The following is an 11505-nucleotide window of genomic DNA, read 5'->3' as shown; positions in this document are numbered from 1 at the left end:
AAAATTTTTACACTAAAAAAACATCTAAAAGCCTTGATATTATTAAGTTTTTATAAGTTACTTTCCGAATCTAAGTTAAAGTTAATGCCAAGATTTAGAGATTCAAAACACACCCATTTTCCGTCAGATGCTCCAAGAGTGTTTGAGCCTAAAAACGTAAAACGCTCAAAAGATCCTGCTGTTCTTGAAATGATTGAAAAGACGCAGGAAAAAGGCATTATTACCGCTTTTGATCGGGCTGTTGCCCAACAACCGCAATGCCAATTTGGATACAAAGGTACTTGCTGCCGGTTCTGTATGATGGGCCCCTGCCGGGTAACCGCTGATACAGGTCCGAAGAGCAAAGGTATTTGTGGCGCTGACGCATGGACAATCGCTGCCCGGAGTACGGGTACAATGTTGTTAACCGGTACCGGTGCCCACTGTGAACATGCCCGCCATATTGCGGAAACTGTTTTGGAAGTGACGGAAGGAAAAGCTGCCGATTATAAGATTACTGATACCAAGAAGCTGCATAAAGTGGCTAAGCGTCAGGGTATTGAAACCGAAGGTAAGTCCGATACGGAAATTGCCAAAGAGCTGGCCGAACAGGCTCTTGATGATTTCCGTCTGCTTACCGGCGAAGGTGGCTGTAAGTTCTTCCTCAACACCGTTACTAAAGGCAGGGTTGAGAAGGCTGAAGCTTGCGGTATTGTACCGAACGGTATCCAGTCTGCTATGGCTGACTTGTTGGCTCAGGCTCATGTCGGACAGGATAACGACCCGGTAAACATTACTTTTAGCGCTCTGCGCTCAGCGTTGGCGGATTATACCGGAATGCATATAGGTACCGATTTCTCCGATATTCTGTTTGGGACTCCCGCCCCGGTTCTTTCTGAAGCTAACCTTGGTGTAATAGATAAAGATAAAGTTAACATCATTCTCCACGGTCATAACCCACTGTTAAGCGAAATGATTGTTGCGGCAGCCCGTGAACTTGAGGGAGAGGCAAAGGAAGCTGGTGCCGCCGGTATTCAGTTAGCCGGTATATGCTGTACCGGAAACGAAGTTCTGATGCGTCAGGGTGTACCTATCGCAACAGGCTTCAGTTCTCAGGAAATGGCTATTGCTACCGGTGCTGTAGATGCTATGGTTGTGGACGTTCAGTGTATCATGCCTGGTTTAACAACCATTGCCAAGTGCTTCCATACTCAAATCATAACTACGCAGTCAATTGCCAAGCTGCCCGGAACAGCCCATGTTCCGTTTAATGTTGAAACGGCTATGGAAGACGCCAAAGAAATAGTTCGGATGGCTATCGCAAACTTCAAGAACCGTGATCAAAGCCAGGTACACATTCCGAATGTTAAATACAAAGCCGCTGCCGGCTTCAGCTTAGAAGCAATTTACGATCTCTTTGCAACTATAAACCCTGAAAGACCCGTGAAGGTTCTTACCGATGCCATTCTGTCCGGACAACTGAAAGGTGTTGCCCTCTTTGCAGGTTGCAATAACCTGAAAGGTGTGCAGGACGAAAACCATACCGGTATTATCCTGGAACTCCTCAAAAACGATGTATTCGTAATTTCCACCGGGTGTGCAGCTCAATCTGCTGCTAGGTTCGGCATAATGGATCCTGATAAACGAGACGAGTTTGTTGGCGAAGGCCTGAAGGCATTCCTGAGCCAGTTTGACAACAAGGCTGGTCTGAAAGGTAAAGTGCCTGCCGTTCTCCACATGGGATCCTGTGTTGACAATACCAGGGCTTCGGACCTCCTGATGGATATGGCTAATGAATTAGGTGTAGACACTCCGAAGGTTCCGTTTGTGGCTTCTGCACCTGAAGCTATGTCCGGAAAAGCAGTTGCTATTGGATGCTGGGCGGTAACTCTGGGCCTGCCGACTCATGTTGGTGTACTGCCGCCGGTAGAAGGCAGCGACCTGTTCTTCAGTATTTGTACCCAGATTGCCAGCGACGTTTACGGCGGTTACTTCATCTTTGAAGTAGACCATAAAGTTGCTGCCGAAAAACTTCTCAGCGCATTAGAGTACAGGACCTGGAAACTTGGCGTCCACAAAGCTACTGCCGAGAAATTCGAAACCAGTCTGTGCCAGAATTACTAATGTAATTTCCCAAATCGAAAGGAGGAACACGAATGTCTGAAGAGTTGAACTTTGATCAAATATATGCGGACGCAGAAAAGGCTATGGAAGGCAAAGAGCCTATTAAAATGTACAGAAGAGCTTACAAGGGCGCTATCACCGCTGTAAGTTACGCTGAAATTCTCCTTACCCAGGCTATTAAAAAGTACGGGAAGGATCAGAAAATCGGTTATCCTAACACTGCTTATTTCGTACCTGTAATCCGCTGCTGGTGGGGAGACGAATGCACCACATTAGGCGACTTGGTTCCTGTCTTAAACAGAGCCAGAAATCAAATTACGGAAGATTTAACCTTTGAACAATACCGTCTGAACGGTATGTCCACCTGGATTGCTGCCGATATTATTGAAGTAGTACAATATATCGGTTATGATGAAAGCAATCCAAGGTTTCCTGCTCCTTGGACCGGATTTATCGGCGACCCGGTTGTACGTCAGTACGGTATTAAGATGGTTGACTGGACTATCCCCGGTGAAGCTGTTATCGTTGGCCGGGCCAAAGACAGCAAGGCTGCTGCCAAGATTGTTGCCGACCTGATGGGTAAAGGTTTAATGATCTTCCTCTGCGATGAAATTATCGAACAACTGCTGGAAGAAAATGTTAAGTTGGGTGTAGATTATATTGCTTACCCGTTGGGTAACTTCACTCAGGTAGTTCATGCAGCAAACTACGCTTTGCGGGCCGGTATGATGTTTGGTGGTATTAAGCCGGGCCTCACCGATGCTCAGAGAGATTACCAGAGACGTCGTATCTTAGCCTTTATTCTGTACCTTGGCGAGCATGACTTTGTTAAGGATGCTGCCTGTGCAGGGGCTATTTATACCGGTTTCCCCGTCATCACTGACCAGGAACTGCCAGAGGACGAGCAAATTCCTGATTGGTTTGTCTCTTGTCCCGATTACGATAAAATCGTGCAAACCGCTCTTGAGGTTCGTGGAGTTAAACTGACCAACATTGAGATAGACATTCCCATTAACCATGGTCCTGCCTTTGAGGGAGAAACAATCCGGAAGGGCGATATGTTCCTTGAAATGGGCGGCGGTCGGACTCCGAGCTTCGAATTAGTGCGTATGGCTGATGATACCATTGAAGATGGCAAAATCGAGCTTATCGGTCCCGATATCGATTCTTTGCCGCCGGAAGGTGGACGCCTGCCCATTGGTATCGTAGTTGATATTTACGGACGTAAGATGCAGCCTGACTTTGAGCCTGTTCTTGAGCGGCGCATCCACTACGGTATCAACTACGGTGAAGGTTTATGGCACGTTGCTCAGCGTGACCTGAACTGGATGCGGGTAAGTAAGGATGCTTATGCAAAAGGCTTCCGCCTGAAGCACCTGGGAGACCTGCTGTACGCCAAGTTTAAGGCAGAGTTTGCTTCGATTGTTGACCGGGTACAGGTTACCATTTATACCGATGAGCAAAAAGTTCTCGAAATGCGTGAAGTGGCCCGTGAATATTACCGGAAGCGTGACGCTCGTCTGAAAGAGCTCACTGACGAGGGTGTTGAGGAATTTTATTCCTGTACGCTTTGCCAGTCCTTTGCTCCGACCCACGTCTGCGTTGTTGCTCCTGAGCGGGTTGGTCTGTGTGGCGCTGTTAGCTGGCTAGATGCTAAGGCTGCTTATGAAATTGACCCGCACGGCGCAAACCAGCCTATTCTTAAAGGCGAATGTGAAGACGAAGTTAAAGGATCCTGGAAGTCCTTCAACGAATTTATTTATCAACACTCCCAGAGAACTGTAGAGAAGGTTAACTTCTACACCATTATGGAGAATCCGATGACTTCTTGTGGTTGTTTTGAAGTTATCCTGACCATGGTTCCTGAATGTAACGGCTTCATGGCAGTTAACCGTGAACACTCCGGTATGACTCCATGTGGTATGAACTTCTCGACTTTGGCCGGTACCTGCGGCGGTGGCGCTCAGTTGCCTGGCTTCATGGGTATAGGTAAAGCTTACTTTGGTTCCAGGAAGTTTATTAAGGCTGACGGTGGTTTGGCCCGTATCGTATGGATGCCGAAGGCTCTTAAAGAGCAGCTTCGTCCTATCCTCGAAGAGAGGGCTGAAGAGGACGGCCTTGGCAAGGATTTCGTAGATAAGATTGCCGATGAGACTGTCGGAGTAACCGGTGAAGAAATTCTGCCGTTCCTGGAGGAAAAAGGCCATCCGGCTCTTACCATGCCTCCGTTACTCTAAATGAGATGTAAAAATGGGTATGAGGATGCAAAAAAAGTTCTAGATTGATGTGGCCACTTACTGTGGTCACATCAATCAAGTTATAAATTAATTAAATTAATTATAAAAGAAAGGAGATTGGGGAATGGGTTTAACAGGTTTAGAAATTTTCAAACAACTACCCAAGAAGAATTGTAAGGAATGTGGCCAGCCAACTTGTTTAGCATTTGCTATGCAATTGGCTGCCGGTAAGGCAAGCTTGGACGCTTGTCCTTATGTAAGTGATGCTGCTAGGGAAGCATTGGATTCTGCTTCGGCTCCGCCTGTTGCTTTAATTAAAATAGGCGTTGGTGAAAAGGCAATCGAGCTCGGTAATGAAACCGTACTGTTCAGGCATGATAAGAGATTTGAACATCCTACCGCGATCACCATTCGGGTTAGCGACAACGAAGATGTAAAAGCTAAAGTGGAAAAGATCAATAAATTAGTATTTGACCGTGTTGGTCAAATTCATGAAGTTAGTATGGTTGCTATTACCAATGATTCCGGTGACGCAGCCAAGTTTGCGGAAGCCGTAAAAACAGCCCAGGATAATACTGCATATCCTTTAATGCTGGTAACTTCCGATGTTGCTGCCATGGAAAAAGCCCTTGAGGTTGCAGGAGCTAACAAGCCGCTGGTTTACGCTGCTGATGCCAACAACTATGAGGCTATGACCAATCTGGCCAAGAAGTATGAAGCTCCGCTGGTAGTTAAGGGAACCGACCTTAATAACCTGGCCGAAGTTGTTGAAAAAGTTGTTGCTCTTGGCTACAAAAACCTTATGCTGGATTCCGGCGCAACCGAGATTTCCAGAATGGTTGCTGACCAGGTTCAAATCAGAAGGTCTGCGCTGAAACTGTTCCGTCCTTTCGGTTATCCGACTGTTGCATTTGCAACCAATGATGACCCGATGATGGAAGCTATGAATGCAGCTACTTTGATTGCAAAGTATGCCGCTGTTGTAGTGGTTAACAGTGCTGAACCAGAACACATACTGCCTCTCATTACATTACGTTTGAACATATACACCGACCCGCAGAAACCGATTGCTGTGGAGTCCAAGATTTACGAAATCCTCAATCCGGGTCCTGATGCACCTGTACTTATCACAACAAACTTCTCACTCAGTTACTTCTGTGTTGCCGGTGATACTGAAGCTGCAAGAATGCCAGCTTATATTATCCCCGTTGATACTGACGGTATCTCCGTACTTACTGCTTGGGCTGCCGGTAAGTTTACTCCGGAAAGCATCGCTGATACCATTAAGAAACTTGGCATTATGGAAAAAGTTAATCACAACAAGATTATTATCCCTGGTGGCGTAGCGGTATTAAGTGGTAAGACTGCTGAACTGACCGGTTGCGAAGTAATTGTTGGACCTCGTGAGTCTGCCGGACTGCCTTCCTTCTTCAAACAAAGGTGGAATAAGTAGTAAAATAGCTTCTGGTTAAAATGGTCTTGACGCCGAATATTTAAAGAGAAAATTTGGCGCAAGAAATGTAACGGGAGAGATTTTGTTCGGAAACCGAGAGTATAAATTATTAAAAATGGCGAAAGGAGCGGGAGAAATGGCTGTAAATATAGTTAAGGAAAGATGGACCAGTAAGGTAGCAGAACTTACTATTGGTACTGGTCCGAATGCAGTTAAGGTTGGAGGTGAAACTACACTTCCATACCTGCAATTTGAAGGAGAATTACCAAATAAGTCTCTGGTAGCTTTGGAAGTTTTCGATATGGCACCCCAAGATTGGCCTGAATTATTAACATCCGCTTTTGCAGATGTACTTAACGACCCGGTTGCTTGGGCCAAAAAATGTGTGGAATTAGGCGCCGGCGCAGTAGCATTAAGATTGATGAGTGCTCATCCTGACTGGAAAAATGCTTCCGGTGAAGAGGTTGCTAAAACAGCTAAGGCTGTTGCCGATGCTATTGATGTACCTCTGATTGTTATCGGTTGCGGTGTGGAAGAAAAAGACGGCGAAATCCTTCCCGTTGTCGCAGACGCATTATCTGGCAAGGCTTGCCTGATTGGTTGCGTAACTCCTGAAAACTATAAGACCATTACAGCCGCTGCCATTGGTGCGGGACATAGCCTTATAGCTTCCTCTCCGTTGGACATTAACCTTGCCAAGCAGTTAAATATTCTGCTGAATGAAATGGCTATGCCGTTAGACAGGATTGCGATTGACCCGTTGGTTGGCGCTCTTGGATACGGTATTGAATATGCTTACTCCATTATGGAACGTGCCCGTATGGGAGCTCTTACCGGTGACAAGATGCTGGCTATGCCAATTTGCTCCTTCGTAGGTCAGGAAGCTTGGAAGAGCAAGGAAGCAAAAGATCCCGATGTTGCTGAGTGGGGTCCGATCCATGACCGCGCTATTCTGTGGGAAGCTATAACAGCATCTACTTTTGCTGTTGCCGGTAGTTCCATTATGATTATGCGCCATCCCGAGGCAATGAAACTCTTCTATGCTTGGGAAAACGAAATGAGGAAGTCCAACGCTTATTAATATAAAGAAAAAGGAGGCATGAAAATTAATGTTTGAAATTATCGGTGAAAGAATTAACGGTCTTTTCACAGACATTCGTGAGGCCATTGCCAACAAAGACCCGAAACCTATTCAGCAGTGGGCTGTAAAGCAGGCTGAGAAGGGCGCTGCCTGGTTGGACATTAATACCGGGCCTATTTCCAGTAAAGAGGAACAAGCTGAAGTAATGGAATGGTTAGTAAAGACTGCCCAGGAAGCCGTTGACCTTCCCTGTGCTATCGATACTACTAACCCCTTGGCTATGGAAGCAGGGCTCAAGGTTCATAAGGGTAAAGCCATGATTAACTCCACAACGGCAGAACAGGCTAAAATGGAAGTATTTTTTCCCATGGCAGCCAAATATAATGCGGCTCTGGTAGCACTGGCTATGAATGAGAAAGGTGTTCCCAAGAGCGCCGAAGACCGTACAGCGCTTGCAATGGAATTAGTTGCTATGGCTGATGCATACGGCATACCCTTCCAGGATCTGTACATAGATCCCCTTGTATTGCCTGTAAACGTTGCTCAGGAGCACGCTCCGGAAGCTTTGGAGGCTCTCCGCCAGGTTAAGCTTCTCTCCAACCCGGCTCCCAAAACCACTGTTGGCTTGAGCAACATTTCCCAGAAGGCTCCTAACCGTCCGCTGATCAACCGTACTTTCCTGGCTATGGCAATGGTCTGCGGTTTGGATTCCGCTATTATGGATGCTGATGATGATGACCTGGTAGATACCGCAGCTACTGCCAGCATCATTCTGAATCAGTCTATTTACTGCGATTCCTACCTTAAGATTTTTAGACAGAAATAGATAAAACTGTTACAAGATAATTTAGAGAGCTCCCTCTTAAGGGAGCTCTCTAAAATTAAGTTCTCTCTTTAGGAGGGGAGCTTAAATGGGGAACAAAGCAAGAGTGGGTGTTTTTCTCTGTGGCTGTAAGGAGGTTATTACCGATACTGTAAATTTTGGCCGGATAATTGCCGAAATTAAAAAGACTTCCTTCGTTCAGTACATACGGGAAAGCCAGCACCTTTGCGCCTGCCTTGAGGGTGAACTTATGGCTGCGGAAATTAAAAAATACCGATTAAACCGCATCGTTGTAGTTGGTTGTTCAGGTCCCCGGCAGGAGAAATTTTTTACATCTATTTTGGAGAAAGTTGGCCTTAATTTACATTTTTTTACTATGGTTAATCTGAGGGAAGAATGCAGTTTAGTACATCCGAAAAGCGTTCAGGCGACCGCAAAAGCGTTGCGGCAAGTAAAAAGGGGTATTGCCCGGTTAGTTAAAATGGATGAAGTATCTTGTGAAGTAGTTAAGGTTAACCGGACTGTCCTGATTATCGGCGGTGGGATAGCCGGAATAGAAACAGCTCTGGAAGTAGCGGCCAAGGGGTTAAAAGTGATTATTATAGAACGAGAAGAGTTTCCTGGCGGTAACCTAACAAAGATTAATTCAGTATATGGAATAGATTCAAAACCTTCTGAAATTTTGAAAGAAAAATTAGCTTTATTAAAGGCTAATTCTGACATAAATTTGATGACATCTACCAAAGTGATTGATATTGACGGTAATATTGGTAATTTCACTGTTTATCTGGAAAACGAGGGACAGGAATTTTCTGTTAAGGTTGGTTCCATTGTAGTGGCCACCGGGTTACAAACCATTTTCTGTTCCGTTAAGTATGGTTTAGGAATTGCCGATAATTTACTGGGGCTAGCGAAGTTAGAGCATTATTTATTACAGGGAAAAGATTTCACGAAAAAGAAAATATCTTTCGTTATTGGTAAAACGGGCGAAAATTTCAATTTACCTTTTATTGTGGCTCTGAAAAATGCCTTATATCTGAAGACGAGATTCGATGCAGAAATATATGTATTTTACTCTAATATTAAGGTTGCCGGCGATAACTGGGAGGCTTTATATACCGAAGCAAAGGATGCCGGAATCAGATTTTATAAATTTACAGAAAAGCTTAATATAACCGTTGATAACGGAGAAGTGACTATCAGTTATGAGGATCCTTTGCTGGCCGCTAAGATTCCCGGAAATTACAGGATTGTATGTGATCTTGCCATACTGCCTGAAGAAATTGTACCCTCGGACGGAACGGAAGAACTGGCCGGGATGCTGGACATCGAACTGGGGCCCGACTATTTTCTGGGGCCTGATAATGTTCATCTTTTTTCGGAGTATACAAGCAGGGAGGGCATATACCTGGCAGGCAGTTGTCAGAAGCCCAGCCTCCTTCCGGAAATTATGATACAGGCTAAAACAGTGGCTGCAGATATATATAAGAAATTGAGAACGGAAGAGGTTAAAGTTGAATATATGCAACCCTATGTAGATGCTTCAAAATGCGTGGTATGTCTAACCTGTTATCGCTGCTGTCCCCATAAAGCCATTACCATTGCATACGATCGGCAGTTCAATAACTTGTATAGATCTGCGGCACAGGTAAATCCTCTTGCTTGCCGGCGCTGCGGAATATGTGCTGCGGAGTGTCCGGCTAAAGCCATTCATTTACCCGGTTATACTGATTTGCAAATTTTGGCCCAACTGGATGCCCTGGAGGTCTAACTATGAATAACCAGAACAGCTTTGAGCCAAAACTTGTTGTTTTTTGTTGTGAGAATTCGGGCCTTTTGGCGGCGGAGCAGGCAGGTAAAATGCAGTTATGCTATCCTGACAGAGTAGATTTGATAAAATTGCCATGCGCTGGAAAAATAGATGTTATATATTTTTTGAAGGCCTTGGAAAAAGGGGCTGACGGAGCTATTTTACTGGCGTGTCACCAGGAAAATTGTAGATTCCTTAAAGGCAATTCCCGAGCGGGTCAACGCGTTGTGCAGGTTAAAAAAATGCTTAAGGAAATCGGTATTGAAGAAGAACGGGTTGGCATTTATTATATCGCTGGAAATATGGGCCACGAGTTTGTAGAGATAGTCCGGGGAATGTATGACAAGCTTAGGGAGATGGGGCCAAATCCCGGGAAGGTGATAAAATGATTGTTGCCGAACGAAAACCCATTGAAGAAATCCTGAAAGTCGTTAACAGCCACGGGAAAGTATTGATTTTAGGATGTCGTGGTTGTGTTACAGTATGTTCAGCCGGCGGGGAAAAGGAAGTTAGCATTCTTGGTTCCCAGTTAAATCTGGCCTGTAACAAAGAAAAACGCCGTGTAGAGTTTTTTGAAAAGACTGTAGAGCGGCAGTGCGACTTTGAGTACCTGGCTGGTTTGCGGCATGAGGCGAAAGAAGCGGAGGCAATTCTGTCTATGGCCTGCGGAGTGGGTGTGCAGCTATGTGCCGAGTATTTCAGGAATAAACATGTTTATCCGGCTCTTAATACTAAATTTTTAGGTGCCAATATTGCTTTAGGTAAGTGGGAGGAAAGGTGTCAGGCATGCGGAGATTGCGTGTTGGGACAAACAGGCGGCATTTGCCCGGTTTCTCGTTGTTCGAAAAGCTTGTTTAACGGGCCTTGCGGTGGATCGCAGCATGGCAAGTGCGAAGTGGGGAAGGGCGAAATTGAATGTGGTTGGGCCCTGATTATAGAACGCCTTACCCGCTTGAGGAAACTGGATAACCTGAAGGAAATAATGGGCATGAAAAACTGGCGTTTTAGTCGTGATGGCGGCCCGAGAAAGCTGGTAAGGGAGGAATTATACCTTGAAGGCAGGAAGTAGACTGGAAAAGGTATTAAATGCCGGTCATTTTGCTGTTACCGGTGAAATAAATCCTCCCCAAAATGCCGAAGGCAAAGTCATTGCTCATCACGGCGAAATGCTCAGAGATTATTGTGATGCAATAAACCTTGCTGATAACCAAACTGCCGTGGTACGCCTATCCAGTATCGCTTCAGGCATTGTTTTACAGCAAATGGGCATCGAGCCGAACATTCATATTGTAGCCAGGGACAGGAACCGCATAGCTATCCAGAGTGATGTTCTGGGAGCGGCGGCTTTTGGGATTAAGAATGTTCTCTGCCTGTCCGGAGACCACCAGACCTTGGGTAACCACCCTACTGCTAAAAACGTCTATGATATAGATTCGATTCAGATGTTAAAAATGCTGGACGGCATGAGAAAAGGCTATTTTGCTAACGGTGAAGAAATTAAGGGCCCACGGCCGGAACTTTTCCTGGGCTGTGCAGCTAACCCTTTTGGCGATCCTTTTGAGTACCGTGTATTGCGCTTGGCCAAAAAGATTGAAGCAGGAGCAGATTTTGTACAAACCCAGAGTATTTTTGATATGGAAAGGTTTGAAAGATGGATGGAAATAGTCAGGGCTGCAGGGCTGCATAAAAAGGTTAAAATTCTGGCTGGGGTAACCCCTCTAAGGTCCTGGAAGGCCGCTGGTTTTATCAAAAATAAGGTGGCCGGAATGATTGTTGACGACAGACTCATTGAACGGCTTAAGGCTGCGAAGGACCCAGAGGAAGAAGGCATCAAGATATGCGTGGAGCAAATAAACTACCTGAAGACCATGGAAGGTATTGCCGGAGTGCACATAATGGCTGTTGCCTGGGAAGAAATTATTCCTGAGATTGTTAAGAGGGCCAACCTCTATCCAAGACCTCAAATAAATTAACCCTATGTTTGGCGGAGGAGAAATA

The 11505-nt window shown here is 45.5% G+C and carries 9 protein-coding genes; all 9 read left to right on the top strand.

Annotated features, from left to right (window positions below; genetic code table 11):
- Positions 1-84: 84 nt before the first annotated feature.
- Complete coding sequence (cooS, locus tag ACSNJE_RS04720; protein ID WP_052216422.1) at positions 85-2103, top strand: anaerobic carbon-monoxide dehydrogenase catalytic subunit; 2019 nt, start codon at positions 85-87, stop codon at positions 2101-2103.
- 32 nt (positions 2104-2135) lie between these two features.
- Entirely contained in the window at positions 2136-4340 is a 2205-nt protein-coding gene (gene acsB / locus ACSNJE_RS04715; RefSeq protein WP_152908930.1) for an acetyl-CoA decarbonylase/synthase complex subunit alpha/beta, read from the top strand.
- Between the two features lie 124 nt (positions 4341-4464).
- The gene (gene acsC / locus ACSNJE_RS04710) at positions 4465-5793 is read left to right on the top strand and encodes an acetyl-CoA decarbonylase/synthase complex subunit gamma (protein ID WP_013120042.1); all 1329 of its coding nucleotides are present in this window, start codon (positions 4465-4467) and stop codon (positions 5791-5793) included.
- A 136-nt stretch (positions 5794-5929) separates the two neighbouring features.
- The gene (locus ACSNJE_RS04705) at positions 5930-6874 is read left to right on the top strand and encodes an acetyl-CoA decarbonylase/synthase complex subunit delta (RefSeq protein ID WP_052216582.1); all 945 of its coding nucleotides are present in this window, start codon (positions 5930-5932) and stop codon (positions 6872-6874) included.
- A 28-nt stretch (positions 6875-6902) separates the two neighbouring features.
- A complete protein-coding gene (locus ACSNJE_RS04700; RefSeq protein ID WP_013120044.1) occupies positions 6903-7700 on the top strand; it encodes a methyltetrahydrofolate cobalamin methyltransferase in 798 nt (265 codons plus the stop codon).
- Positions 7701-7785: 85 nt separating this feature from the next.
- Positions 7786-9468, top strand: a complete 1683-nt coding sequence (locus ACSNJE_RS04695) for a CoB--CoM heterodisulfide reductase iron-sulfur subunit A family protein (protein WP_495252103.1) — start codon at positions 7786-7788, stop codon at positions 9466-9468.
- A 2-nt stretch (positions 9469-9470) separates the two neighbouring features.
- Complete coding sequence (locus tag ACSNJE_RS04690; RefSeq protein WP_013120046.1) at positions 9471-9896, top strand: hydrogenase iron-sulfur subunit; 426 nt, start codon at positions 9471-9473, stop codon at positions 9894-9896.
- Positions 9893-10576, top strand: coding sequence for a methylenetetrahydrofolate reductase C-terminal domain-containing protein (locus ACSNJE_RS04685; RefSeq protein ID WP_052216425.1), 684 nt, complete (start codon positions 9893-9895; stop codon positions 10574-10576). The genes ACSNJE_RS04690 and ACSNJE_RS04685 overlap by 4 nt, the downstream gene beginning before the upstream one ends.
- Positions 10560-11480 carry a methylenetetrahydrofolate reductase gene (locus tag ACSNJE_RS04680; protein ID WP_495252102.1) on the top strand — a complete coding sequence of 307 codons (921 nt, stop codon included), beginning with the start codon at positions 10560-10562 and terminating at the stop codon, positions 11478-11480. Before ACSNJE_RS04685 ends, ACSNJE_RS04680 begins: the two co-directional genes overlap by 17 nt.
- The last annotated feature ends 25 nt before the right edge of the window (positions 11481-11505 follow it).

It is taken from the genome of Thermincola sp. GK-1 (assembly GCF_059412445.1).
The sequence above is the reverse complement of the archived record's forward strand: the minus strand, read 5'-3'. Positions and strand labels throughout refer to the sequence as shown.

What these genes read in the sequence shown, in the direction of transcription:
- cooS (WP_052216422.1), top strand. Translation starts at nt 85, where the DNA reads ATGCCAAGATTTAGAGATTCAAAACACACCCATTTTCCGTCAGATGCT.
- acsB (WP_152908930.1), top strand. Translation starts at nt 2,136, where the DNA reads ATGTCTGAAGAGTTGAACTTTGATCAAATATATGCGGACGCAGAAAAG.
- acsC (WP_013120042.1), top strand. Translation starts at nt 4,465, where the DNA reads ATGGGTTTAACAGGTTTAGAAATTTTCAAACAACTACCCAAGAAGAAT.
- ACSNJE_RS04705 (WP_052216582.1), top strand. Translation starts at nt 5,930, where the DNA reads ATGGCTGTAAATATAGTTAAGGAAAGATGGACCAGTAAGGTAGCAGAA.
- ACSNJE_RS04700 (WP_013120044.1), top strand. Translation starts at nt 6,903, where the DNA reads ATGTTTGAAATTATCGGTGAAAGAATTAACGGTCTTTTCACAGACATT.
- ACSNJE_RS04695 (WP_495252103.1), top strand. Translation starts at nt 7,786, where the DNA reads ATGGGGAACAAAGCAAGAGTGGGTGTTTTTCTCTGTGGCTGTAAGGAG.
- ACSNJE_RS04690 (WP_013120046.1), top strand. Translation starts at nt 9,471, where the DNA reads ATGAATAACCAGAACAGCTTTGAGCCAAAACTTGTTGTTTTTTGTTGT.
- ACSNJE_RS04685 (WP_052216425.1), top strand. Translation starts at nt 9,893, where the DNA reads ATGATTGTTGCCGAACGAAAACCCATTGAAGAAATCCTGAAAGTCGTT.